Here is a 25,622-nt window from a genome sequence, read left to right on the forward strand (position 1 = left end):
ATGTGCGGCAGCGGCAGCGGCAGCGGCAGCGGCGCAGCGGTCCGTGAAACGAATGCGCCGCATCGCGGCGCCGGCAAACGGCACAGCGCTCAGTCAGCGCCGCCCATCGTCCAGCAGCGCCATCGCCGCATTGTGCCCGGGCGCGCCGGTCACGCCGCCGCCCGGGTGGGTGCCGGCGCCGCACAGGTACAGGCCGGGAATCGCGCCGCGGTAGTTGGCCTGGCCGAGCATCGGGCGGGCGCTGAACAACTGGTTGAGGCTCAGCGCGCCATGGAAGATGTCGCCGCCGATCAGGCCGAACGTGCGTTCCAGGTCCAGCGGGGTCAACGCCTGGCGGCCCAGCACCGAGTCCGCGAAGCCCGGCGCGTAGCGCTCGACGGTGGCGATCATCAGCTCGGCGACTTCGTCGCGGTGCGCGTCCCAACTGCGCCCGTCCGGCAACTGCGGCGCCACGTGCTGGCAGAACAGGCTGGCCACGTGCTGGCCGGGCGGCGCGAGCGAATCGTCCAGGGTGCTGGGGATCAGCAGTTCGACGATGGGATCGCGCGACCAGCCGCGGTCGCGCGCATCGCGGTAGGCGCGGTCCATGTAATCCAGGCTCGGCGCCAGGATGATGCCGGCGGTGAGATGGTCGCCCTGCCCCGGCAACGCGCGGAACTGCGGTAGCCGCGACAGCGCCACGTTCATCCGGAACGTGCCCGAGCCGCAGCGCCACTGCGCCATGCGCTCGCGGGTGGCGGCCGGCACGTGCGCCGGGTCGAGCAGGCGCTCGTACAGCAGCTTGGGATTGACGTTGGCGACGACCCGGCGCGCATGCAGGCGTTCGCCGTGTTCGGTGACCACACCGACCGCGCGCCCGTCCTCGACCAGGATCTCGCGCACGCCGGCGTCGGTGCGGATCTGCGCGCCGGCCGCGAGCGCCGCCTTGGCCATCGCCTGGGTGATCGCGCCCATGCCGCCGAGCGCGTGGCCCCAGGCGCCCTTGACCCCGTTGCTCTCGCCGAACACATGGTGCAGCAGCACGTAGGCCGAACCCGGCGTGTAGGGGCTGGCGTAGTTGCCGACGATGCCGTCGAAACCGAACAGCGCCTTGACCGGATCGCTCTCGAACCAGCGCTCCAGGTACTCGGCGGCGGAGATGGTGAACAGGTCCAGCAGCTCCTGGCGCAGGCCGGGATCGAGCGCATGCAGGCGGCGGCCGAGGCGGCCGGCGCGCAGCAGTTCCGGCAGCGCCTGCATCCAGCCGCCATCGGTGACGTTCGGCGGCGGCTGCAGCGCCAGAGCGCGCAGCACGTCGGCGATGCGTTCCAGCCGCGCTTCGTAGGCCGGCAGGCGTTCGGCGTCGCGCCGCGAGAACTTCGCCACCTGCGCCTGGGTGATGCCGGCGCCGGCCAGCAGGTAGCGGTCGTCGGGCAGCGGCACGAAGTTGTTGCAGCGGCGCGGCACGATGCGCAGCCCGTGCGCGGCCAGATCGAGATCGGCGATCACCTTCGGCTGCAGCAGCGACACCGTGTAGGACGCCACCGAATTGCGGAAGCCCGGGTGGAATTCCTCGGTGACCGCAGCGCCGCCGACCACGCCGCGCCGCTCCAGCACCGTAACCTTCCAGCCGGCCCGCGCCAGGTAAGCGGCGCAGACCAGGCCGTTGTGGCCGGCGCCGACGATCAGGGCATCGCAGGACGGTTCGCGCTTCATCGTTCAGATAGTATGCGAGTCCCTCGCAAGAGCCCGCACATCCCTGCAGCGGCAAATCATAAAGCCCCTCTCCCCCCGGGAGAGGGGTTGGGGTGAGGGTACGGCGCGAAGCGTCTCGTGGAATTGGGAGCACGAGGCTTCGCCCGTACCCTCATCCGCCGCTCCGCGGCCCCTTCTCCCAGCTGGAGAAGGGGGAGCGCTAGCCTTCGCGCGCAGCGCAGCGGCGGCCCGCCGGCCTTTGCCCCGGCTGACCGCAGCACCCGGCCCATGACCTTCGACACCCCTGAAACCCCGGGCAGCGGCGTACAGTCTCGCCACGGCCCCTCGGGCCATTCCGTATCCACGCTGGCTTGGAGCCTCCTAGTGACCTTTCGCAATCCCCAGATGCTGTTGTTGACCCTGGCCGTGAGCGCCGCCCTGAGCGGCTGCAACAAGCCCGACGCGGCGGCGCCCGCCGCCGACACCGCCAAGACCGAGGCCGCCGCGCCGGCGCCTGCCGCCGCTCCGGCCGAGCTGAAGCTCGACGCCAGCAAGCTGCCGGCCTACAACGCGTTCAGCGCCAACGACCTGGACCCGACCAAGGAGGCCTGCAGCGACTTCGCCGGCTACGTCAACGGCAAGTGGCTGGCCGCCAACGAAATCCCCAAGGACCGCAGCAGCTGGGGCGCATTCTCGATCCTGGACGAGCGCTCGGTCGCCGTGCAGCACCAGTTGGCCGAGCAGGCCGCCGCTGCGGCCAACGCGCAGGGCGTGGACAAGATCGTCGGCGATTTCTGGTCCTCGGGCATGGACGAAGCCAAGGTCAACGCGCAGGGCATCGAGCCGCTGAAGGCCGACCTGGCCGCGATCGACGGCCTCAAGGACGGCCCGGCGGTGGCCGAGTACCTGCGCCAGAGCGCGGCCAAGGGCGAGAACGGCCTGTTCGGCTTCGGCGCCGAGGCCGACTTCAAGAATTCCTCGATGAACATGGCCTACGCGATGCAGGGTGGCCTGGGCCTGCCCGACCGCGGCTACTACTTCGATGCCGACAAGAAGGACAAGCTCAACGCCTACCAGGCGCACGTGGCCAAGGTGCTGGAGCTGTCCGGGGTGCCGGCCGCCGATGCGGCCAAGCAGGCCAAGGACGTGGTGGCGCTGGAAACGCGCCTGGCCAAGGTCTCCAAGTCCAGCGAGGAGATGTCGCGCGATGCCGAACTGTCTTACAACCCGGTAACCCCGGCCGAGGCCGACAAGCTGGCCCCGAACTTCCCGTGGACCAAGTTCTTCGAATCGCAGGGCGTGGCGGTGCCGGAGAAGTTCTCGCTGGCGATCCCGGCGTTCCACGAGGAAGTGAGCAAGGCGCTGGGCGACACCGATCCGTCGGTGTGGCGCGCCTACCTGCGCTTCCACACCGTGGACAGCGCCGCGCCGTACCTGAGCGATGCGTTCGCACAGGAGAGCTTCGCGTTCTACGGCAAGGAGCTCAACGGCCAGGCCGAGATGAAGCCGCGCTGGAAGCGCGTGCTCGGCAGCATCGAGGACGGCGCCGGCGAGGCGATGGGCCAGATGTACGTCAAGGTCGCCTTCTCGGCCGACGCCAAGGCCAAGATGCAGCAACTGGTGGACAACCTGCGCCAGGCGCTGAAGGCGCGCATCGAGAACGTCACCTGGATGAGCCCGGAGACCAAGGCCAAGGCCATCGCCAAGTGGGAGACCTTCACCCCGAAGATCGGCTACCCGGACAAGTGGCGCGACTACAGCGGCCTGAGCACGCAGCGCGACAGCTACCTGGACAACGTGCGCGCCGCCACCGCGTTCAACTACAAGTACAACCTGAGCAAGATCGGCAAGCCGGTGGACAAGACCGAATGGGGCATGACCCCGCAGACGGTCAACGCCTACTACAACCCGCTGCAGAACGAGATCGTGTTCCCGGCCGCGATCCTGCAGCCGCCGTTCTTCGATCCCACTGCCGACGACGCGTTCAACTACGGCGGCATCGGCGCGGTGATCGGCCACGAGATGACCCACGGCTACGACGACCAGGGCGCGCGCTTCGGGCCGACCGGCAACTTCGAGAACTGGTGGACGCCGGCCGACGCCAAGAACTTCGCCAGGCTCACCGGCAAGCTGGTCAAGCAGTTCGACGAGTACAAGGTGGACGGCAAGCCGGTCAACGGCAAGCTGACCCTGGGCGAGAACATCGCCGACCTGGGCGGCCTGTCCACCGCCTACGACGCGATGAAGAAGGCCACCGAGGGCAAGGACGATCCGAAGGTCGGCGGCATGACCCGCGACCAGAACTTCTTCCTCAACTGGGCCACCGTGTGGCGCACCAAGTACACCCCGCAGAACGCGGCGGTGCGCCTGACCACCGACCCGCATGCCCCGGCGCAGTTCCGCGCGATGGGCGCGCCGTCGAACCTGCCGGCCTTCGCCGCCGCGTTCCAGTGCAAGGCCGGGTCGCCGATGGTGCGCGCCGGCGACAGGCAGGTCGTGATCTGGTAAACGCGTCAGCTCCTCCGCAACGCGAAAAGGCCCGGCATGTCCGGGCCTTTTCTTTGCGCGCTACGCGCGCCGGGCCGCGTGCGCATCGCGCGGGCGACGCCGCGGCGACACCCCCACGCCCGCCTGGCGCATGCCCGCGCATCCATCTGAACAGGTTGGGGAAAGCCGCGCCATGCCATGGACACAGCTGCGGGCCGCAGCTTGTTAAACTCCGCCGACTTTAATCCTGACCGGATTCGCTCCCGATGCTCAATGCCCGTCCGCTTGCCCTCGCTGTCGCCCTCGGCCTGATCGCCCTGGCGTCCACCGCCGATGCCGCGCCCAAGAAGAAGCGCGCCGCCGCCAAGGCGCCCGTCGTCAGCGCCGCCTGCACCGATTTCTACGACTACGCCAACGCCGACTGGCTGAAGAGCAACCCGCTGCCGCAGACCGGCGCGGTCACCGCGCTGGGCCAGCTATCCGCGCGCGCGCAGCAACAGCAGCGCGACCTGCTCGATGCGTCGATGCAGTCGCCGCAGAATTCGGTGCAGAAGGCGCTGGGCGATTTCTGGGCCAGCGGCCTGGACGAAGCGGCGGTGGAGAAGGACGGCTCCAATCCGATCGCGCCGTTGCTGAGCCGCATCGACGCGATCAAGAAAGCCAAGGAAGTCCCGGCCTCGATCGCCGCGCTGCACCAGGTCGGCATCCCGGTGGCCTTCAACTTCGGCGCCGACGTCGACCTGAAGGCGCTGGACCGCCACATCGGCTACTTCATGCAGGGCGGCATGGGCCTGCCGGACCCGGCCTTCTACACTCGCACCGACGCCGACACCGTCGCCCTGATGGGCCGCTACCGCGCCTACGTCAAGCAGATCCTGACCCTGACCGGCACCCCGGCGGCCAAGCTCGAGGCCGACACCCAGTCGGTGCTGCAGATCGAGACCGCGCTGGCGCGCAGCGCCAAGTCGCTGGCGGGCATCAACAACCCGTTCAACAACTACGCGCCGATCTCCACCAAGGAGTTGAACAAGCAGTACCGCAACCTGCAGCTGGACGCGTTCCTGAAGGCGCAGGGCGTCAACGACGACCTGGTGTCGATGGCCGACCCGGAAATGTTCAAGCAGCTCGACGGCATGATCGTCAGCATCAAGCCCGACCAATGGAAGGCCTACCTGCGCTGGCGCGTCGGCGACGCGATGGCGCCGTACCTGTCCAAGAGCTTCCGCGACGCCAGCTTCGAGTTCCGCGGCCGTGTGCTGGAAGGCCAGACCCTGCCGCCGCAGCGCTGGTCGCAGGTGCTGGACGCTATCAACGTCGCCGCCGGCCCGATGCTGGGCCGCGAATACGTCGGCCGCTATCTCAACGCCGACACCCGCCGCCAGGCCGAGAGCATCGCCGACCAGGTGCGCGACACCGAGATCGCCGCGCTCAAGCGCAACACCTGGCTGAGCGAGTCGGCGCGCGCCGAAGCGCAGGCCAAGCTGGCCGCGCTGAAGATCGAAGTCGGCGCGCCGCGCCGCGACCTGGACTACAGCGTGCAGCCGATGGGCCGCGGCAGCTTCGGCGGCAACATGCTGATCGCCTCCACCTGGCGCCACCGCGAGGAAATGAAGCGCATCGGCAAGGGCAACGCCGACCGCCGCTGGGACGTGCTGCCGCAGCAGCCGGCGCTGACCTACGACCTCGCCCAGAACCGACTGATCGTCACCGCCGCACTGCTGCAGCCGCCGGTGTTCGTCGCCGGCGGCGATGCCGCCGCGCTGTACGGCGGCTACGGCGCGCTGGTCGCGCACGAACTGATCGGCGCGATCGACAGCAAGGGCAGCCAGGTCGACGCCAAGGGCGAACTGCGCAGCTGGTGGACCGCGGAAGACAAGAGCGCGTGGACTGCACTGAGCGCGCGCGCCGCGGCGCAGTACGGCGCCTACGACTTCCCCGGCGTGAAGGGCGCCAAGGTCAACGGCCAGCTGACCCAGGAACAGGACCTGACCGACATCGGCAGCGTCGAACTGGCCTGGCAGGCGTATGCCGCCGCCCAGCCCGCCGCCGGCGACGCCGGCAAGCAGGCGTTCTACAAGGCCTGGGCCGGCCTGTGGGCGCAGCAGCTGTCGCCGAACGAAGCGGTGCAGCGCGTCACCGCCGACGTGCACGCGCCGGGCCGCTGGCGCGCCAACGGCCCGCTGGCCAACCTGCCCTCCTTCGCCGCCGCCTTCACCTGCAAGGCCGGCCAGCCGATGGTGCGCAGCGACGCCGAGCAGATCCGCGTCTGGCCGTAACCGCAGTTCGCTAAGCAGTGCAGGCACGACGGCGCGGGCAACCGCGCCGTCGTGCGTTGTGGCGATGGCGAACGGCAACACCCGCCAGCCTCGCGGCGCTTGGCAACGGCCATCGGCGCGACGAAGCCAACGCGCTGCGCCATCAGCCGATGGCGCGGCGCAAAGGCACCCTCACCTGCGACGATGCGTCTCGAAGGACTACCCGCTGCGCTCGAACGCACGCTCGTTCAGTTGCGGCGCACGGATGCATCGGCCCTCGAAATGCGCTGAGTGCGCATCGCAGACATCACTGCCGAAGTGGAAGTGGCCGCTTTGCGTGGGGCTATGTCGGATCGCCACTCGGGATCGTTCGCGGCGCACGCCGGATCGCCTCACTGCAGCGGCGCCCGACGATGCAGGCCGATATCCCTCAGCGCACGATCCGCGGCCGCGGCGGCTTGCGCTTGCCGAACGGCGGCTGGCCGCGCCAGTAGCGGATCAGCAGCCAGCCGAACAGCATGCCGCCCAGGTGCGCGAAATGCGCCACGCCCGGCTGCCAGCCAGTGAAGCCCATCACCAGCTCCAGCGCGCCGAACACGATCACGAAGGTGCGCGCCTTCATCGGGATCGGCGGGAACAGCAGCATCACCCGCTGATTCGGGAACAGCATGCCGAACGCCAGCAACAGGCCGAAGATACCGCCAGATGCGCCCAGGGTCGGATACGGATCGCCGCCGTTGCTGACCATCCACCAGCCCACCAGCAGCTGGCACAGGCCGGCGCCGGCCACGCACACCAGGTAATAGGTCAGGAAACGCTTGTTGCCCCAGGTCTGCTCCAGCGGACCGCCGAACATGTACAGCGCCAGCATGTTGAACAACAGGTGCGAGAAGCCGCCATGCAGGAAGCCATAGGTCAGCAGCTGCCAGATCTGGAAATTCTGTCCCGGCGAAAACGCATCGAAGTCGCTGAGCGGCCACAGCATGAAAGGCGCGAAGGTGTCGTCGCCCAGCAGTTGCTGCAGCAGGAACACCGCCACATTGCCGATCAGCAGGGCTTGGGTAACAGGCGGAAGTCTGGGAAACATGGTCGTGTCCGTGGCAACTGCCGACCATCATAGCCGCTCGCTATTGCGGGCCCCATAACGCCGCGTCGAGGTCGCGCGCCGGTGTTGGGGCACGCTTCACCCGTCCGCCCTGCACCGCCACGCCTTCGGCGCGCAGCCGCTGGCACTGTTCGCGAAAGCCGCGCGAACCTTCCGGGAAGGCGATGCGTCCGTCGCTGCGCAGCACCCGGTGCCAGGGCAGCGCCGGATCGTCGTTGCCGCCGAGCACCCGTGCGACCAGCCGCGCGCGGCCGGGCAGCCCGGCCAGCATCGCCACTTCGCCGTAGCCGCGCACCTGGCCGGACGGGATCGCGCGGATCGTCGCCAGGATCCGCGCCTGGGCCGCCGCCGCGGCTTCGGCGGCCGACGTGGGATGCGGCCCGCTCATGCAGGCACTGTCCGCGCGGGCCGCGACACCGTCAGCACCCCGCCCAGCACCAGCAGCGTGCCGGCGATCTGCCACGGCCCCATCGCCTCGCCCAGCAGCAGCACGCTGAGCACGATGGTCGAGACCGGCCCGAGCATGCCGATCTGCGAGGCCAGGCCCGAGCCGATCCGCCGCACCGCCAGCATCGTCGCCAGCACCGGCACCGCCGTGCACAGGGTGCCGTTGAGCAGCGACAGCGCGTACACCGGCGTCGGCAACAGCAGGGCGTGCAGCGGCCGCAGCAGCAGGAACTGGGCGATGCACAGCACGCAGGCGACCAGGCTGGCGTAGGCGGTCAGCCGCACCGCGCCGATCCGCGCCACCATCTGCCCGCTGCCGACCAGGTACAGCGCATAGGCCAGCGCGCTGCCGAACACCAGCGCGCTGCCCCAGGCGGTGCGCGCGCCGCCGACCTGCAGGTCGTGGCCGAAGGCCAGCAGCACGCCGAGATAGCTCAGCGCCAGCGCCCACAGCTGGCGACGTTGCGGCCGGCGGCGGAACACGAGCACGCCGATCAGCAGCACCAGGGTCGGGGTCAGGTACAGGATCAGCCGCTCGAGCGTCGCGGTGATGTAGGCCAGGCCGAGAAAATCCAGGTAGCTGGCCAGGTAGTAGCCGAGCACGCCGAGCGCGACGATGCGCCAGCGATCACCGCGCTGCAGCGGCGGCGCGCGGCGCGCGGCCCACAGCGCCATCGCCGCGAAACACGGCAAGGCCACCAGCATGCGCAGCGCCAGCAGGGTCACCGCGTCCACCCCGTAGCGATAGCCGAGCTTGACGATGATCGCCTTGCCGGAAAACGCGATCGCGCCGCCGGCGGCCAGCAGCACACCGCCCAGGTCGGCATGCGCAGTCGCCAGCGGAACGGCGGTCGAGCGCTCGGACGCGCTCATCGCGGACCGGCGCCGAAGCGGAAACGGAAACGGAAACGGACATCGTGCATGCCGCCCATTCTACGGCGGCTGCGCCCGCACCCTCATCCGGCCCTTCGGGCCACCTTCCCCCGAAAAGGGGGCCATGGTCCCGACGGGAGAAGGGAAAAGCCGCGGCGTGCAGAGCCCCTCTCCCACCGGGAGAGGGGTTGGGGTGAGGGTCGGCGCGAAGCGCCTCGCGGATTTGGATGTCCGAGGCTTGCGCCCGCACCCTCGTCCAGCCCTACTGGCCACCTTCTCCCGTGCAGACGACATCGCGGCGTGGCGTGCCGGATTGGCATACAGACACGAAAAGGGGATGGGCGGGTCGGACCGCACTCGCCGCCCTGACCTCAGGGCCATGCCGTATGCAGCGGCGCTGCAACGCCGCGCATCTCAGCGCCTCAGCGCATCAGTACCACTTCCTCGGCCGAGGTCGGATGGATCGCCACCGTGTCCTCCAACTGGCGCTTGGTCACGCCCAGCTTCAGCGCCACCGCGAAGCCCTGCAGGATCTCGTCGGCACCGTCGCCGAGCAGATGGAAACCGACCACCCGTTCGTCCTCGCCCACGCAGACCAGCTTGAACAGGCTGCGCTGCGGCGAGTCCGCCAGCGCATGCAGCATCGGCCGGAAATTGCTGCGATACACCGACACCGCGTCGCCGTAGCGCGCCCGCGCCTGCTCTTCGCCCAGGCCGACCTGACCCAGCGGCGGATGCGAGAACACCACGCTGGGCACGTTGTCGTAGTCCAGCCGCGCCTGCGGCTGGTCGCCGAACAGGCGATCCATCAGCTTGCGTCCGGCGGCGATCGCCACCGGGGTCAGGCCGACCTTGCCGGCCACGTCGCCGATCGCGTACAGCCCCGGCACGTCGGTGTTCTGGTAATCGTCGACCAGCACCTCGCACTTGTCGCCGATGCGCACGCCCAGCGCTTCCAGGCCGATGTCCTTGCTGTTCGGACGCCGCCCGATCGCGAAGAACACCTGGTCCACCGCCTCGCTCGGCTGTCCGTCGCCGTCGTGCAACTGCAAGCCCTGCTCGCCGCGGCGCAGGGCCGTGGCGCGATAGCCGAAATGCAGGCGCACGCCCTGATGGCGCAGGTTCTCGGCAAGCTGCCGCGCCAGTTCCGCATCGAAACGCTCCAGCAGGCGCTCGCCCTGCACATACAAATCGACGCGGCTACCCAGCGCCTGCAGCAGGCCGGCCAGTTCCACCGCGATATAACCGCCGCCGACGATGGCCACGCGCGGCGGCGCATCGCACAGGTTGAAGAAATCGTCCGACACCAGGCCCAGCTCGGCGCCCTCGATCGGCGGCCGCAGCGCATGCGCGCCGGTGGCGATCACCACGTGGCCGGCGCTGACCCGCACGCCGTCGGCGCATTCCACCGTGTGCGCGTCCAGCAGCCGGCCGCGCTGCGGAATCAGCACCACGCCGTCGGCATCCAGGCGCCGCCGGTAGCTGCCGTGGATGTTGCCGATATAGCCCTGGCGATGCGCCACCAGTTCCGGCCACGACAAGGTGGAACTGGGGATGGAAAAACCGATGTCGCGGGCAAGATCGATGCGCCCGACCAGGTCGGCCGCCAGCCACATCGCCTTCTTCGGCACGCAGCCGATATTGACGCAGGTGCCGCCGAGCGCGCCCGGCTCCAGGATCGCCACGCGCGCGCCGAGGCCGGCGGCGCGGAACGCGGTGGCCAGGCCGCCGGAACCGCCGCCGAGCACCAGCAGGTCGTAGTCGTAGACGGCATCGCTCACCGGAAACGCTCCACGCGGTACGGCGTGGGGTCGATCGCGGGCGACTGCCCGTAAATCAGGTCGGCCATCGGGTTTCCTGTCTGCTGCTCATACTGATTGCGAGCATGCCACGCGCGGTGGCGCGCCACGCGTGAGGATGCCGCGCTGGATCGATGCTCGGCACGTTTCAAGACGTGCCATGACGGCGCAGCGGTTGCCAACGCAGATAGCTCGCCGAACGCCACAGCCATTCCACCGGGCCGAAGCGGAAATGGCGCAGCCACAGCTGCGACAGCGCCACCTGCAACGCGAACAGCGCGAACGCGAACGGGATCTGCCAGACCCGCGGCAGGCGTTCGAAATACCCCAGGCCATAGCCATAGAACAGCATGGTGCACAGCAACGACTGCAGCAGGTAGTTGCTCAGCGCCATGCGCCCGGCCGGCGCCAGCCAGCGCAACGCCGAGGCGAAGCGCAGCAGCCAGGCCGCATAGCCCAGCGCCATCATGCCGCTGGCCACGGTGGCCAAGGCGAACGCGCCGGCCAGCCGCAGGTCCAGGCGCGCCGGATCCATCCACGGCTCCAGCCGGAAACTCAGCAGCATCAGCGCCAGGCCCAACGGCAACACGCCCCAGCGCAACGCCGCCAGCAGCCGCGGATGCCGCTGCGGCTGCTGCGCCAGGCCGCTGCGCACGCACCATGCACCGAGCAGGAACATGCCGAAGATGGTCGGCGCATTGAACACCAGCGTGCCCAGCGCATCGATCAGGTCGCGCAGGCGCTGCGCGGTCGCCTGCGCATAACTGCCATGGCCGAACACCTGGCGCTGCTGTTCCAGCGCCGCCGCCGCGCGCTGCGCCTGCTCGGCCATGTCCTGCCGCCACTGCATGGCGCCGTGCGGGTCGGCCTGCGCCGCCGAGCCGATCGCGCCAGTCAGCAGCGACAGCAGCGGCGAGCACAGATAGACCGCCAGCGCCATCCACGGCAGCCAGCGCGTCGGCGCCTCGCGAAAGGCCAGCAGCATGAACGCCAACAGCGCATAGCTGACCAGGATGTCGCCGGACCACAGCAGCACCGCATGCAGCACGCCGATCAGCAGGAGCACCGCGCTGCGGCGCACGAAGAAGCCGCCGAACTGGCGCCGCGCCGCCTCCGCGCGCTGCGCCATCACCGCAAAGCCCATGCCGAACAACAGCGAGAACAAGGTGTAGAACTTGCCCTGCACCAGCAGGTAGACGGCCGCATCGGCGATGCGGTCGGCGCCGCGCAACAGCGGATCCAGCCCGGTCATCGCCGTATCCAGCGGACCGACGAAACCCTCGATGTTCATCAACAGGATGCCGAGCAGCGCGAAACCGCGCAGCACGTCCAGAGTGACGATGCGTTCGGCGGGCGCGACGGGCTGCAGCACGGGAGCGGAGGAGGCCAAGGCGTGGCACCGGACGGAAGGCCGGCGATCATCCGTCGCCGCGGCGCGCATGCGCCAAGGCGCATCGCGAAGTAAGTGAAGTACGCATGCGGCCTAACAGCGAGCGCAGCAATGCCGCTCGCCAAGCCGATCAATCAGGCAGCAGCGGCGGCGCAGCGCGCATTCGCACGGCGCAGACGAATCCCGCGAACGGGACCCGCGCCGCGCTCACTCAATGGTGATGGCCGCCCTCGCCGTGCACGTGGCCGTGCTCGATCTCTTCCGGCTTGGCTTCGCGCACCTCGAGGATCTCCACGTCGAAATGCAGGTCCTTGCCGGCCATCGGATGGTTGAGGTCGACATCGACCACGCTCATGCCGACCTTCTGCACGGTCACCGCGCGCGGGCCGAAGTTGGTCTGCAGGACCACCTGGCTGCCCGGCTGCAGCTTGGTCGCGCCGAAATGCTTCTTCGGCACGCGCTGGGTCAGGCCCTCGCGGTAGTCGCCGTAAGCGTCCTTGGCGGCCACGTCGACGCCGAAGCTGGCACCGGCTTCCTGCTCCAGCATCGCGTTCTCCAGGCCCGGGATGATGTTGCCGTGGCCGATCAGGATCACCAGCGGATCGCGGTCCTTGGACGTCTCGATCGGCGCCTGGCCGGCTTCGGAGACGGTGTAGTGGAAACGGACGACGCGGTCTTTTTCGATCTTCATGTGCAACTCTGCGCTGTGGCTGCCGATGGCAGACGGTGTGGACGGCTTGTCGGCCGACGAGGGCGCCGCCATGATGGCGGCCATCTAAGGTTGCGCATTATCCCGGCTCCATGCAGAACAAGCCAGTTGCAACGTCCACGCGGCGCCGCCTTCCCGGTTGCGCGGCCCTGCTGTGCATGGCCGTGCTGGCCGCCTGCGGCCGCCACGAGGTGCGCCCGTCGCGCCCGCCGCCACCGGTGGCGGTGCGCAGCTGGCCGCAGGTGGCGCCGGCCGACCCGGCCGCGGCCAACGCGGTGCTGATGCGCGCGCTGGGCCTGGTCGGCACGCCCTACCGCTACGGCGGCAACACCCCCGACTCCGGCTTCGACTGCAGCGGCCTGGTCGCCTACGTCTACCGCGACATGCTCGACCTGCAGCTGCCGCGCACCTCGCGCGAACTGGCCGCAGTGCAGGGTCCACGGATCGATCCGCAACGCCTGAGCACCGGCGACCTGGTGTTTTTCGGCAGCGGCGGCACGGTCAGCCATGTCGGCATCTATGTCGGCGAGGGCCGCTTCGTGCATGCCCCCAGCACCGGCGGAACGGTCCGCCTGGACTATCTGGACGGGGCCTATTGGCGCGACCACTACACCGGCGCCAAACGCGTTCTGCACTGAACTGTGGTTGCGCTCACATTCATAATTACGAAATATTAACGTAATTTGAACTTCCTCTTGCCGTCTACAGGGCATGATCGCCCATCGTTTGAATTTGTGATCGAAGCGTGACGACCGAAGCCAAGACCTCTCCAGGCAAGACCTCCGTCCCCTGCCGGGCCGCCTTCCGCTTAATCTGTACCGCCTCGCTCTGCCTCTCGGCCGTTCCGGCCCTGGCCCAGTCGGCCCCGGCCGACACCGTGGTCCCCGAAGCGATCGCCCCCGTGGCACCGGCGCAGATGACCGCCGCCGGCACCACCAGCACCACTCCCACGACTTCCCAGCCCGCGACCGCCAAGCCGGTCGCCGCGCAGGCCCCGGCCACCGCACGCAGCAAGGCCGACGCCGCCGCCACCGCCACCCTGGCCGCCCTGCTCCCACATCTGGCCGCCAACGACACCATTCCGCTGATGGACCGCTCGGCGATGTTCGCCGGCGACATCAGCCGCCTGCTGGCCAACTACGACGTGTCCCAGGCTCCGCTGCGCGAAGGCGTGGTCCCGGGCGGCGACAAGGTGCAGTCGGTGCTCAAGCGCGCCATGGCGCTGCTCGGCACCCCGTACCGCTGGGGCGGCGAAGACACCGAAGGCTTCGATTGCAGCGGCCTGGTCGGCTACGTGTTCCGCACCGCGCTGGGCATCGAGCTGCCGCGCGTGTCGCGCGAGATGGCGCGCGAGGCCAATGCCGAACTGATCAAGGACCGCGACGCGCTGGCGCCGGGCGACCTGGTGTTCTTCGGCCGCAAGGGCCGCGTCGACCACGTCGGCCTGTACGTCGGCGAAGGCCGCTTCCTGCACGCGCCGAGCCGCGGCAAGGACGTGCGCGTGGACACGCTGACCAGCGGCTACTGGAGCGAGAAGTTCGTGCAGGCGCGGCGCGTGGCGATGTAAGCCGCGCAGCACGCAGGCAAACAACGAAAGGCCGCTGGAGACAGCGGCCTTTTTCGTTGCTGCGGGTCGCGCCCGCCCTGCGTTGCAGTCCGGGCCGCATGCCGGCCCGGGAACGTCACCGCGCCTGCGGCACGGCCCAGACCGGCGCCAGGCTCAGGCCTGGTAGTGGGAGATGGTGTCCTCGATGCCCTTGCTCAGCTCCATCACCTTCAGCGCGTACTCGGACAGGCGATGGTCCTCCGGCGTATCCGGCGTCCACGACGGCACCGGGGTCGGCTTGCCTTCCACCCCGTCCAGGGCCACGAACACGATGATGCAGTGGGTGCACAGCCGCGAGTCGCCGCCCATCGGGTCGCGCGCGCGCACGTCGATCGCGAAATGCATGCTGGTGCTGCCGGTGTAGACCAGCTTGGCGGTGACCGTGACCATGTCGCTGATCCGGATCGGCGAGACGAAGCGGATCCCGCCCACCGCCACGGTCACGCTGTAGCGCCCGCTCCAACCGACCGCGGCGGCGTAGCCGACTTGGTCGATCCACTTCATCACCACCCCGCCGTGGACCTTGCCGCCGTAGTTGACGTCGATCGGCTCGGCCAGGAAGCGGAAGGTCAGTTCGCGTTGCGTGCCGCTCATCGGGGCTCCAGGGAAGGAAAAGAAGCTGAAGTCTGCCACGTACCGATGCTGCAGGCGCCGCGCCGCCGCAACGCGCGGATCGGCGGTTCAGGGCCGGCAACGGCGCCACGCGGGAACCGCCAATGCCGTGTCCCCTCGCCTCGTCGACGACGGCCGCCTCGCGAGCGCGACGGCTTAGCCAGCCGCCAATGCCGGGTTGTCGCGCTTGCGGATGCACAGCCACGGAAAGTGCGGTTGCGGCCGGCGCAGCGCGCGCAGGAAGCGGGCGCGCAAGCTGCGCGGATCGAACAGCACGCGCAGCGCGATGCCGTCGAGCGCGGCCCAGGTGTGCTGGTGGTACTGGCTGGCCAGTTCCGCGCAGCCCAAGCCGCCGAAGTAGCGCAAGCTGCGCGCGGCGCTGGCCTGCGCCCGCGCGGCGTCGGCGTAGAACGGACTGTCGATCACGTGCAGTTCGCCGTCGTGCTGCAGCAGGCCGAGCAGGCGCGCGATCAGCGCGCGCGGGTCGGCGAAATACTGGATGCAGGCCGGCAGCACGACCACATCGAAGCGCTGCGGCGGCAGCGGCAGCGTGTGGATGTCGCCGGCGACGAAGCTCAGGTGCGGATTGGCGGCGAACACGCGGGCGGCCTGCGCCAGTTCGGTGCGGTTGACGTCGACGCCGCAGACCTCGCGCTGCAGGCCTTCGGCCAGCCGCTGCGACAGCCAGCCGTTGCCGCAGCCCAGTTCGAGCAGCGGCCCGCTGCCGCCGCGCGCCTGCAGGTGACGCAGCAGGCGCCGGCACGACTCGGCGCGCACCAGCCACTCGTGGCTGGCGCCCAGCGCCCCGCCGGGATGCGGCAGCGTGCGTACCTGCGCGTCGCTGTAGACGCGGCCTTCCTGCTGCCGGACCGCCAGGTACTGCCGCTCGAACGGATCGGCGGCGAGCGCCTGCTGTACCAGCACGCCGTCGATCGGCGTCAGCCCGGGAAGCTGTTGCAGCTGTTCGCGCAGACTGGACGCTGGCGTGCTCACCGCGGAATCAACGCAGTTGGCCAGACCCGTCGGCCGGCGGATCTTCCAGGCCGACGTTGCTCGACGCCGCCTCGTACACGCTGCGGTCGAGCAAGCCGGTCTCCTTGGCCACCAGCACCGGCACCAGCATCTGCCCGGTGACGTTGGTCATGGTGCGCATCATGTCCAGCACGCGGTCGATCGCGTACAGATAGCCGATCACCTCCAGCGGCAGGTTGGCCGCGCTCAGCACCACCGTGGCCATCACCACCGCGGTACCGGGCACGCCGGCGGTGCCGAAACTGCCCAGCACCGAGGCGATCAGCACCACGAAATACTGGTTGGCGGTCAGCGGCACCCCTGTGTACTGGGCGATGAACACCGCACACAGCGCCGGGAAGATCGCGCCGCAACCGTCCATCTTGATGCTGGCGCCCAGCGGCACCGCGAACGCGGCGTAGTCCTTGTTGACGCCCAGGTTATGGGTGATCGAGCGCATCGCCACCGGCATCGCGGCGAAACTGGAGGAACTGACGAACGCCACCTGCATGCCCGGCGCGGCGCCGCGGAAGAACTTCCACGGGTTCAATCCATGCGCCAGCAGCAGTCCGCTGTACACCACCAGGATGTGGATCGCGCAGGCCAGGTACAGCGCCAGCACGAAATTGCCGAACGGCAGCAGCTTCTCGAAGCCGTAGCTGCCGACCAGCGAGGCGATCAGGCCGAAGGTGCCCAGCGGGGTCATCTCCAGCACGAAGCGGGTGACCTGGATCATGATCTCGCTCATCTGCCCGGCGAGCTTGCGCGCCTGCGCCACGCGCTCGCCGAGCTTGACCATCGCAAAGCCGAGCAGGCCGGCGAAGAAGATCACCGGCAGGATCGAGCCGCGCCCGGCCGCCAGCACCGTCTCGCCGGCCGCGTTGGTCTTGGTGCCGATGCCGGTCAGCGCATAGAACGGATTGGACGGCACCACGTCCAGCAGCACCTGGATCGGGCTGGGCACGTCGCGCGGCTTCCAGGCGCTGTCCACGCTCAGGCCGAAGTGACCGGCGCCCGGCTGCAGCAGCGTGCCCACGCCCAGGCCGACACCGACCGCCAGCGCGGCGGTGAGCACGAACCACAGGAAGGTGCGCCCACCGAGTTTGGCCACCGATTGCTGGCCGTGCAGCGAGGAGATCGCGTTGATCACCGCGAAGAACACCAGCGGCACCGCGATCATCTTGATCAGGGTCACGTACAGGTCGCCGAGCGGCCCGAACCAGGTGTCCGCCGCCGGTCCCATCGCCCAGCCGGCCAGCGCACCGAGCACGAAGCCGGCCACCACGCGCTGCCAGAACGGAATGCGCAACCAGGCGGTCACCACTTTCATCGATGCTGTCCAGAAAATCTCGGGGTCCTGCACCATAGCGCAAGCCGGCGCGGGCGACGACGCCATGGCTGGAAAGGCGCGATGTCATCGGCGTGCATTGTCGCAGCCGGCATAATGCGCAGGACTTCGTGCCCAGGGGCCGTTCCTCGCATGCGCCATCTCGTTCCCGTTTTCGCCGCCGCTTCCACCCTGCTGCTGGCGGCCTGCGCCAGTGCGCCGCGCGCGCCTGCCAGCGCCGCCGTCGCGCCCATCGCCGTGCCCGCCGTCGCCCATCCCGGCGGCGAGACGCCGGACTGGTGGTACCGCAGCGGCGCGGCCAAGGCCGCCAACAACGGCGCGATGCGCGGCAAGGCCAAGAACGTGATCCTGTTCCTCGGCGACGGCATGAGCCTGACCACGGTCGCCGCCGCGCGCATCCTCGACGGCCAGCGCAAGGGCGCTTCCGGCGAGGAGAACCAGCTGTCGTGGGAAGCGTTCCCGGCCACCGCGCTGAGCAAGACCTACAACACCGACTCGCAGACGCCCGACTCGGCCGGCACCATGACCTCGATCACCACCGGGGTGAAGACCCACATGGGCGCGATCGGCGTGTCCGCCGGCAAGCGCGAGGCCTGCGCCGACAGCCTCGGCAAGCAGTTGCTGACCTGGCTGGAACTGGCCGACAGCGCCGGCCTGAACACCGGCATCGTCACCACCACCCGGCTGACCCACGCCACCCCGGCGGCGACCTACGCGCACACCCCCGAACGCAACTGGGAAAGCGACACCGACCTGCCCGAGAAGGCCGTGGCCGAAGGCTGCCGCGACATCGCCCAGCAGATGGTCAGCGCGCGCTATGGCCGCGGCCCGCAGGTGATGCTGGCCGGCGGCCGCAGCCAGTTCACCACGGTCGAGCAGCGCGACCCGGAATACGACGACAAGGTCGGCCTGCGCCTGGACGGCCGCGACCTGGTCGGCGAATGGCGCCAGCGCCATCCGCAGGGCGCCTACGTGTGGAACCGCGGGCAGCTGGAAGCGGCGCAGAACGCGCCGGCGCTGCTCGGCCTGTTCGAGCCGGACCACATGCAGTTCGACCACGACCGCGACCAGAGCGCGGCCGGCGACCCGAGCCTGGCCGAGATGACCCGCGCCGCGATCCGCACCCTGTCGCGCGGCAAGGACGGCTACGTGCTGATGGTCGAAGGCGGCCGCATCGACCATGCCCACCACGCCGGCAACGCCTACCGTGCGCTGGACGAAACCATCGCCCTGTCGCAGGCGGTGCAGGCCGCGGCGGAGGCGACCTCGGCCGAGGACACGCTGATCGTCGTCACCGCCGACCATTCGCACACGCTCAACTTCGTCGGCTACCCGCAGCGCGGCAACCCGATCCTGGGCAAGGTGCGCGGCACCAGTGGCGAAGACGCCAATACCGGCGACCTGGCGCTGGACGGCAACGGCCAGCCGTACGCCACGCTCAGCTACGCCAACGGCCCTGGCTACACCGGCGCCAGCAACCAGCAGCCGGCCGGGATCAAGACGTTCCCGCATGCGCCGAGCAGCTTCGAACCGGTCAAGGGCCGCCCCGACCTGACCCATGTGAACACCGAAAGCCCGGATTTCATGCAGGAAGCGTTGGTACCGACCAAGGCCGAAACCCATGGCGGCGACGACGTCGGCATCTGGGCGCGCGGCCCCGGCAGCGACGCGTTCCGCGGCAGCCTGGAAGAGAACGTGATCTACCACGTGATCGTGCAGGCCACGCCGAAGCTGCGCGGCCGCCTGTGCCAGGCCGGCACCTGCAATGGCGACGGCGTGCCGGTGCAGTTGCCGAAGCCGGACGCGTTCGTGGCCGAGGCTGCGAGCGCCACCGCGAAATGAGATTGGCGCGGCAGCGGTACACGCCGATGGCAAGGCGACGGGCAGCGGCGCTGGTGGCGCTGGCCGCGCTCGCGGCGGCGCCAGCGGCCTGGGCACAGGCGGACAGCGCGTGCCGGATCGCCGATCCGAACTCCGACCGCGCCATCGTGCCCGGCTGCAGCGTCGCAGCCGATGGGCGCCTGCGGCTTGCGCCGCAGACGGCGCAGCGCTTGCAGTTCGACGCCGATGGGCTTTCTGTGCTGACCGTGGGCGACCAGTTCTACTACGTGCGCGCCGACGGCAGCAGCCTGCCGGTGATCCTGTGGGACAACGGCCCGGACTATTTCGCCGAAGGCCTCACCCGTGGCATCTTCCATGGCCGCATCGGCTTCTACGACCGGCAACTGCGCGAAGTGATCCCGCCGGTCCACGATTTCGCCTGGCCGTTCGAGAACGGCGTGGCCCGGGTCTGCGACGGCTGCCGGCGCGGCACGCCCGATGGCGACGGGCATACGCCGATGCAGGGCGGACGCTGGTACGCCATCGACCGCAACAACCGCGAAGTGCCCGAACCGCAGCCCTGAGCGCGGGCACGATGGGGTCGACAGCGTCGACCTGACGAAAACATGGCAAGCAGAACAGCGCCCTCTCTCCCCTGGGCGCAGCGCACGGCTTGCGCGCCGCTGGCGTGTGCCGGGACGCGATCGCGCCGTCCTCTGGCCGCACCCCGCTTCGCGGCCGCGTCGCCAGCCTCTAAAGTGACGCGATGAGCCGCCGTTCCGATCCCGCCCCACACTGCCCCGTGAGCGTCGCCCTGCCCGATCCGGCGCCGGCCGCGGTCTTGGTCGGGCTCAGCGGCGGGCTGGATTCCAGCGTGCTGCTGCACGCGCTGGCGCAGCAGCCGCAGTACCGCCGCGGCGGGCTGCGCGCAGTGCACGTGCACCACGGCCTGCATGCCGACGCCGATGCATGGGCCGAGCACTGCGCCGCGTGCTGCGCTGCCCTGGCGATCCCGCTGCAGGTGCTGCGCGTGCAGGTGCCGCGCGACAGCGGCCACGGCCTGGAGGCGGCGGCGCGGCAGGCGCGGCGCGCGGCCTTCGCCCAGGTGCTGGGCGAAGACGAGTGGCTGGCGTTGGCGCAGCACCGCGACGACCAGGCCGAGACCTTCCTGCTGCGCGCGCTGCGCGCGTCCGGTCCGGACGGGCTGGCGGCGATGCAGCCGCTGCGCAGCTTCGCCCACGGCATGTTGTGGCGTCCGTTGCTGGCCTTGCCGCGCAGCGAATTGCAGGGCTATGCGCAGCGGCACGCATTGCGCTGGATCGAAGACCCGAGCAATACCGACCCCGGCTTCGACCGCAACTTCCTGCGCCTGCAGGTGTTGCCGCTGCTGCGCCAGCGCTGGGCGCATGCCGATGCCGCGCTGGCGCGCAGCGCGCAGCTGTGCGGCGAGGCCGGCGCATTGCTGGACGACGGCGACCAGGCTGCGCTCGATGCGCTGCGCGACGACGACGCTGCGCCGCTGTCGCTGCCGCGCCTGCGCGCGCTGCCGGCGCCGCGCCGCGCGCGGGTGCTGCGGCGCTGGGTCGCGCAAGCGGGCCTGCCGCCGCTGCCGGCGGCCGGCGTGGTGACGATCGAGCGCACGCTGCTGCACGCGCGTGCCGACGCCGCCGCACAGTTCGCCTGGCATGGCGCGACGCTGCGCGGCTGGCGCGAGGCGCTGTACGCCGAGCGCGATCCGCCGCCGCTGCCCGCCGACTGGCAGGCGCAGTGGGACGGCCGCGCACCGCTGGGTCTGCCAGACGGCCGCTGCCTGCGGCTGTGCGCCGACACGCCGCTGGCGTTCGACGCCCCGCTGTTGGTGCGCTTGCGCCAGGGCGGCGAACGCATCCTGTTGCCCGGGCGCGTCCACTCGCAGGCGCTCAAGCAGGTGTTGCAGGAACGCGCCGTGCCGCCCTGGCAGCGCGCGCGCCTGCCGCTGCTGTTCGACGCCGAGCGCCTGCTCGCCGCCGGCGACCGGATCGTCGCCGCGCCGCTGCACGCCTGGCTGCAGGCGCGGCACGCGCAGTTGGCGCTCGACAACGCCACCACACCATCGTCACCCGCCTCGCATTGACCCTGCCGCCGACGCCGCGCACACTTCCGCGATGCCCAAGAAGTCATTAGAAGAAGCGTCCCCGGTCGCCCGCTTCGAGCAATCGCTCGAGGAACTGGAAGTGCTGGTGGAGAAGATGGAAACCGGCGACCTGAGCCTGGAGCAGTCGCTGAGCGCCTACGAGCGCGGCGTCGGCCTGTACCGGCAGTGCCAGCAGGCGCTGGAACAGGCCGAACTGCGCGTGCGCCTGCTCAGCGATCCGGAGCAGCCGGACAGCGCCGAGCCGTTCGATCCCGCCCCGCTCCATGGCGGCTGACGCCGCGTTCGCGCGCTGGCGCCAGCGCGTGGAAGCCGGCCTGGATGCGCAGTTGCCCAGCGCCGCGGCCGCGCCGCAGCGCCTGCACGCGGCGATGCGCCACGCCACCCTCGGCGGCGGCAAGCGCATGCGTCCGCTGCTGGTCTACGCCACCGGCGCGCTGTTCGAGGCCGACGAAACCCGACTGGATGCGCCGGCGCTGGCGGTGGAACTGATCCACGCCTATTCGCTGGTCCACGACGACCTGCCGGCGATGGATGACGACGCCTTGCGCCGCGGCCGTCCCACCGTGCACATCGCCTTCGACGAGGCCACCGCGATCCTGGCCGGCGATGCGCTGCAGAGCCTGGCCTTCGCCCTGCTAGCCGGCGCCGACGGCACCGATGCGGCGTTGCGCGTGCGCTGGCTGCAGACCCTGGCCGACGCGGCCGGCGCGGCCGGCATGTGCGGCGGCCAAGCGCTGGACATCGACGCAACCGGCGCGGTGCAGCCACTGGCCGACCTGCAGCGCATGCATGCGTTGAAGACCGGCGCGCTGATCCGCGCCAGCGTGCGCCTGGGCGCGCTCGGCGGCGGCGCCGACGCGGCCGCGCTCGCGCAGCTGGATACCTTCGCCAGCGCGCTGGGCCTGGCGTTCCAGGTACGCGACGACATCCTCGATATCGAGGCCAGCTCCGAACAGCTCGGCAAGACCGCCGGCAAGGACGCAGCGCAGGCCAAGTCCACCTACCCGGCGCTGCTCGGCATGGATGGCGCCAAGGCCAAGCTCGCCGAACTGGCGGCGACGATGCGCGACAGCCTGCACGGCCACGGCGCCCGCGCCGACACGCTGGCAGCGCTGGCGCGGCTGGCGGTGGATCGCTCGCACTGACGCGACCCAGCCGCCGCCCCTGTACGCCCCTGTAGGAGCGGCTTCAGCCGCGACAGAGGCAGCAGCAGGATCGGATAGATTCGGTGCCTTCGGGCTGCAGATTCATGTGGGAGCGACTTCAGTCGCGACGGGCTCCACCGGTAACTCTCCCGAGAGACTAGGCGCTGACACTTTGTAGGAGCGGCTTCAGCCGCGACCGGATCTGTCCTACGCAGGAACGACCCGGTCGCGGCTGAAGCCGCTCCTACAGGTTCCAGGCGCGCCCTGCTAATTAGCGCAAAACTCGCGCGCTAGCGCGGACGCAGCTCCACCAGCACCACATCGTTGGCGCGCATCGCAACATCCACTTGCGCGCTGCCGTCCTTGCCCACGCGCACGCGGCGCAGTTCCGGCTTATCGGTCGTCCGCTCCTGCAACTGCCGCAGCTGCTGCGCGCTCAGCGCCTTCGGCGATCCCATGCGCAGATACGCGCTGTACGCATCGTTGGCATCGAAACCGGTGCGGCGGATCGCCAGCGCATACGTGCCCGGTGCCAGTCCACGCAACTGCAGGCGCAGCGGTGCGGTTGCGGCCGCCGGCAGCACCTGGGTGAAGTACGGGCGGTTGCTCTTGTCCTGCTGCGGCGTCACGAAGTCCCAGGCCAGCAGTTTCAGCACGCCGCCGTCGTAGGTCGCATAGCTCTGCGCATCGGCGTTGCGCAACTGCCGCTCGCCCAGCGCGTTGAGGTACTTGTAGGCGAAGTACGCCGGCTTGCGGATGCCCTGCGGATTGAGCAGGCCGAAGCCGCCCTGGAACGACGCGGTCGGCGGGCCCGGCTCCTCGAACAGGTCGCTGTAGGTCCAGTAGCTCATGCCCTGCACCACCCCTTCGACGGCCTTGAGCTTGCTCAGGATGTAGGCCGCGCCGAGGTAGGCGTCGTGCACCGGATCGCGCGGCGTGTAGCTGGTGCTCCACTCGGTGAAGTACAGCGGCAATCCCGGCATCGCCGAGGCCTGGATCTGTTCGCGCACGCGGCGCACGTCGCCGACGATCGCATCGGGCGATGGCGACAGCTTGGTGTCGCTCTCGCCCTTCTCGTCGAGGAAGCCGCCGTCCACGCCATAGGTGTGGGTGGTGATGAAATCCGGCGGCGTGCCGGCGGCATGCGCGTGCGCGATGAATTCCGGCACCCAGGCCGCGCCCGCGGTCGACGGCCCGCCGACCTTGAGTTGCGGGTCGATGCGCTTGATCGTCTTCGCCGTCGCGTCGTACAGCGCGAAGTACGCGGGCTGGTCGGCGCCTTCCCAGAAGCCGGCCAGATTCGGCTCGTTCCAGACCTCGAAGTACCAGCGGCGCACTTCCTCCTCGCCGTAACGCTGGCGCGCATGGCGCACGAATGCATCCACCATCGCGCTCCACTTGTCCAGCTTCGGATGCGAGGTGTTGCCCTTCCAGTAGAAGATCTGCTGATCGGAACGCTTCATCGCCTCCGGGGTGAAACCGAGTTCGACGAAAGGACGGATGCCCATGCCGAGCATGCGATCGTAGAGCTGGTCGATCCTGCTCCAGTCGTAGACCGGACGCCCATCGACCTCACGGTAGGTACCGAGCACGTCGTGGAAGATCGCGTGGAAGCGCAGATAGCGGAAACCCAATTCGTCCCGGGCGGTGCGCAGCTGCGCCAGGCTGTCTTCGCGCAGCAGCGTGCCCGGATAGTCCGAGCCCACCGACAGGTCGTAGAAGCGATCGCGCGGCGCAGTCGGCCCCTGCACGTCCAGCACGATCGCGCGGACCGCAGGCTGCGCCGCGGCAACCGCTGTCAGCGAACCCAATGCAGCCGCCAGCAACAGCCGTAGCACTCCCATGACATCCCCTCTCCCAAGGCGCGAACGCCCGACTCTAGCATCGGCATGCGCACCGGCGAACGCGCGCTGCGAGACGACATGCGTGCTTCCATCGCAGCGAATCGATGCAGCGCTGTCTTCGCACGAACGTCGTTTGTGGGACTGATCGCCCGGTTCGCTGGACGGAATCGCAGACAAACGCGCAAACGCCGGTTGCGCGCGGATCGTCGGGCTAGTTTGCATACGCCCTCGCATGGGCACCCTCTTTTCGACGGAGAAAGCCTGCATGAAACACGCATCCCTGATCTCGGCAGCCATCGGTTTCAGCCTGGTCGGCCTCATGTCGGCGGCCACTGCGCAATCGCAGCTGTCGCGCACCACCACGCCGCTGCAGGTCGAACTGGCGCCGGTCGCCGACGCGGACGGCCAGTACCGCGGCCAGGTCGCGGTCACCGTGCGCAACACCGGCGAGCGCGTGGCGCGCGTGCCCAAGTGGGAACTGCCGCTGGGCGAACTCGATGCCAGCCTGTTCGAGATCGCACGCGACGGCAGCACGGTCGATTACGTCGGGCGCCTGGTCAAGCGCGCCGCGCCGCGCGCCGAGGATTACGTGACCCTGCAGCCGGGCGAAGCGCGGCACGCGCAGATCGACCTGGCCAACGCCTACGACCTGTCGCGCAGCGGCAACTACACCATCAACCTCAACGCATCGCTGCAATACGCCGCGTTCGCCGACGGCGAGCGGATGCAGCGCGCCGACGGCCAGCCGCAGAGCGTGTCCAGCGCGCCGCTGACGTTGTGGCTGGGCGGCCGCGGCCGCGCAGTGCGCAACGAGCTGATGGCCGGTCCGCAGGCCGTGGTCAACGGCATCAACTACGCCTCGTGCAGCACCAGCCAGATCAGCACCATCGGCAGCGCGGTGAACTCGGCACGCACCTACTCGCAGAACGCCAAGACCTATCTCAACGGCGGCAGCACCGGCGCGCGCTACACCTCCTGGTTCGGCGCCTACAACGCCAGCCGCTATAGCACCGCCACCTCCAACTTCGTCAACATAGACGCGGCGATCGACCAGAACAACGGCCAGGTCACCATCAACTGCGGCTGCAGCGACAGCTCCTACGCCTACGTCTACGCCAACCAGCCGTACCAGATCTACGTCTGCAACGCGTTCTGGAGCGCGCCGCTGACCGGCACCGACTCCAAGGCCGGCACCCTGATCCACGAGATGAGCCACTTCACCGTGGTTGCCGGCACCTCGGACTATGCCTATGGCCAAAGCGCGGCGCGCAGCCTGGCCACCAGCAACCCGGCGCGTGCAGTGAAGAACGCCGACAGCCACGAGTACTTCGCCGAGAACAGCCCGGCGCAGAACTGAGCCTG

21 protein-coding genes are annotated in these 25,622 nt (G+C 69.7%); 10 read left to right on the plus strand and 11 right to left on the minus strand.

From position 1 onward, the window contains the following. Nucleotides 1–93: 93 nt before the first annotated feature. Entirely contained in the window at nucleotides 94–1,695 is a 1,602-nt protein-coding gene (locus tag HEP75_RS13960) for an NAD(P)/FAD-dependent oxidoreductase (RefSeq protein ID WP_185823921.1), read from the minus strand. A gap of 384 nt (nucleotides 1,696–2,079) precedes the next feature. Here HEP75_RS13960 and HEP75_RS13965 point away from each other — a divergent pair, with 384 nt between their 5' ends. Beyond that, complete coding sequence (locus HEP75_RS13965) at nucleotides 2,080–4,182, plus strand: M13-type metalloendopeptidase (RefSeq protein WP_185820496.1); 2,103 nt, start codon at nucleotides 2,080–2,082, stop codon at nucleotides 4,180–4,182. Between the two features lie 245 nt (nucleotides 4,183–4,427). Next, the gene (locus HEP75_RS13970; RefSeq protein WP_185823922.1) at nucleotides 4,428–6,437 is read left to right on the plus strand and encodes a M13 family metallopeptidase; all 2,010 of its coding nucleotides are present in this window, start codon (nucleotides 4,428–4,430) and stop codon (nucleotides 6,435–6,437) included. 409 nt (nucleotides 6,438–6,846) lie between these two features. Here the strand turns inward: HEP75_RS13970 and HEP75_RS13975 are convergent, their stop codons facing one another. The 6 genes from HEP75_RS13975 to HEP75_RS14000 form a co-directional block, all read right to left on the minus strand. Continuing rightward, nucleotides 6,847–7,503: a rhomboid family intramembrane serine protease gene (locus HEP75_RS13975; protein ID WP_185823923.1), complete on the minus strand. Its 657-nt coding sequence runs from the start codon at nucleotides 7,501–7,503 to the stop codon at nucleotides 6,847–6,849. Between the two features lie 40 nt (nucleotides 7,504–7,543). Continuing rightward, nucleotides 7,544–7,909 carry an MGMT family protein gene (locus tag HEP75_RS13980; RefSeq protein WP_185823924.1) on the minus strand — a complete coding sequence of 122 codons (366 nt, stop codon included), beginning with the start codon at nucleotides 7,907–7,909 and terminating at the stop codon, nucleotides 7,544–7,546. After that, a complete protein-coding gene (locus HEP75_RS13985; RefSeq protein WP_185823925.1) occupies nucleotides 7,906–8,841 on the minus strand; it encodes a DMT family transporter in 936 nt (311 codons plus the stop codon). Before HEP75_RS13985 ends, HEP75_RS13980 begins: the two co-directional genes overlap by 4 nt. 422 nt (nucleotides 8,842–9,263) lie before the next feature. After that, nucleotides 9,264–10,622, minus strand: coding sequence for a glutathione-disulfide reductase (gene gorA / locus HEP75_RS13990; RefSeq protein ID WP_185823926.1), 1,359 nt, complete (start codon nucleotides 10,620–10,622; stop codon nucleotides 9,264–9,266). Between the two features lie 166 nt (nucleotides 10,623–10,788). After that, a complete protein-coding gene (locus HEP75_RS13995; protein ID WP_185823927.1) occupies nucleotides 10,789–12,081 on the minus strand; it encodes a DUF418 domain-containing protein in 1,293 nt (430 codons plus the stop codon). Nucleotides 12,082–12,241: 160 nt separating this feature from the next. Continuing rightward, nucleotides 12,242–12,721, minus strand: a complete 480-nt coding sequence (locus HEP75_RS14000) for a peptidylprolyl isomerase (protein ID WP_185813323.1) — start codon at nucleotides 12,719–12,721, stop codon at nucleotides 12,242–12,244. Between the two features lie 176 nt (nucleotides 12,722–12,897). Between HEP75_RS14000 and HEP75_RS14005 the strand changes: the two genes are divergently transcribed. Both HEP75_RS14005 and HEP75_RS14010 read left to right on the plus strand, forming a co-directional pair. Beyond that, complete coding sequence (locus HEP75_RS14005; RefSeq protein WP_255423857.1) at nucleotides 12,898–13,377, plus strand: C40 family peptidase; 480 nt, start codon at nucleotides 12,898–12,900, stop codon at nucleotides 13,375–13,377. A 107-nt stretch (nucleotides 13,378–13,484) separates the two neighbouring features. Next, complete coding sequence (locus tag HEP75_RS14010; RefSeq protein WP_185823929.1) at nucleotides 13,485–14,306, plus strand: C40 family peptidase; 822 nt, start codon at nucleotides 13,485–13,487, stop codon at nucleotides 14,304–14,306. A 153-nt stretch (nucleotides 14,307–14,459) separates the two neighbouring features. Here HEP75_RS14010 and HEP75_RS14015 read toward each other — a convergent pair whose 3' ends face one another. The 3 genes from HEP75_RS14015 to HEP75_RS14025 all read right to left on the minus strand — a co-directional run bounded on the left by HEP75_RS14015 (nucleotide 14,460) and on the right by HEP75_RS14025 (nucleotide 17,298). Then, entirely contained in the window at nucleotides 14,460–14,939 is a 480-nt protein-coding gene (locus tag HEP75_RS14015; protein ID WP_185813326.1) for an acyl-CoA thioesterase, read from the minus strand. A gap of 174 nt (nucleotides 14,940–15,113) precedes the next feature. Further along, on the minus strand, nucleotides 15,114–15,950 hold the full coding sequence (locus HEP75_RS14020; protein ID WP_185823930.1) for a class I SAM-dependent methyltransferase: 837 nt from the start codon (nucleotides 15,948–15,950) through the stop codon (nucleotides 15,114–15,116). Between the two features lie 7 nt (nucleotides 15,951–15,957). Then, a complete protein-coding gene (locus tag HEP75_RS14025; RefSeq protein ID WP_185820504.1) occupies nucleotides 15,958–17,298 on the minus strand; it encodes a dicarboxylate/amino acid:cation symporter in 1,341 nt (446 codons plus the stop codon). Between the two features lie 150 nt (nucleotides 17,299–17,448). On the opposite strand from HEP75_RS14025, the gene HEP75_RS14030 reads away from it, so the two are divergent. From HEP75_RS14030 to HEP75_RS14050, 5 genes are all read left to right on the plus strand, one after another. Next, entirely contained in the window at nucleotides 17,449–19,158 is a 1,710-nt protein-coding gene (locus HEP75_RS14030; RefSeq protein WP_185823931.1) for an alkaline phosphatase, read from the plus strand. A gap of 26 nt (nucleotides 19,159–19,184) precedes the next feature. Further along, nucleotides 19,185–19,721, plus strand: coding sequence for a WG repeat-containing protein (locus HEP75_RS14035; RefSeq protein ID WP_185823932.1), 537 nt, complete (start codon nucleotides 19,185–19,187; stop codon nucleotides 19,719–19,721). 218 nt (nucleotides 19,722–19,939) lie between these two features. Then, nucleotides 19,940–21,250 (plus strand): tRNA lysidine(34) synthetase TilS, encoded by a 1,311-nt coding sequence (gene tilS / locus HEP75_RS14040; RefSeq protein WP_255423858.1) that lies wholly within the window; start codon nucleotides 19,940–19,942, stop codon nucleotides 21,248–21,250. Between the two features lie 31 nt (nucleotides 21,251–21,281). Further along, nucleotides 21,282–21,545 carry an exodeoxyribonuclease VII small subunit gene (locus HEP75_RS14045; RefSeq protein ID WP_185820507.1) on the plus strand — a complete coding sequence of 88 codons (264 nt, stop codon included), beginning with the start codon at nucleotides 21,282–21,284 and terminating at the stop codon, nucleotides 21,543–21,545. Further along, nucleotides 21,535–22,416 carry a polyprenyl synthetase family protein gene (locus HEP75_RS14050; RefSeq protein ID WP_185823934.1) on the plus strand — a complete coding sequence of 294 codons (882 nt, stop codon included), beginning with the start codon at nucleotides 21,535–21,537 and terminating at the stop codon, nucleotides 22,414–22,416. Before HEP75_RS14045 ends, HEP75_RS14050 begins: the two co-directional genes overlap by 11 nt. Before the next feature lie 290 nt (nucleotides 22,417–22,706). On the opposite strand, the gene HEP75_RS14055 is transcribed toward HEP75_RS14050, so the two are convergent. After that, nucleotides 22,707–24,260 (minus strand): beta-xylosidase, encoded by a 1,554-nt coding sequence (locus HEP75_RS14055; protein WP_185823935.1) that lies wholly within the window; start codon nucleotides 24,258–24,260, stop codon nucleotides 22,707–22,709. Between the two features lie 265 nt (nucleotides 24,261–24,525). Between HEP75_RS14055 and HEP75_RS14060 the strand changes: the two genes are divergently transcribed. Further along, on the plus strand, nucleotides 24,526–25,617 hold the full coding sequence (locus HEP75_RS14060; protein WP_185823936.1) for a M35 family metallo-endopeptidase: 1,092 nt from the start codon (nucleotides 24,526–24,528) through the stop codon (nucleotides 25,615–25,617). The last annotated feature ends 5 nt before the right edge of the window (nucleotides 25,618–25,622 follow it).

This window comes from Xanthomonas sp. SI (assembly GCF_014236855.1).
Classification (GTDB): domain Bacteria; phylum Pseudomonadota; class Gammaproteobacteria; order Xanthomonadales; family Xanthomonadaceae; genus Xanthomonas_A.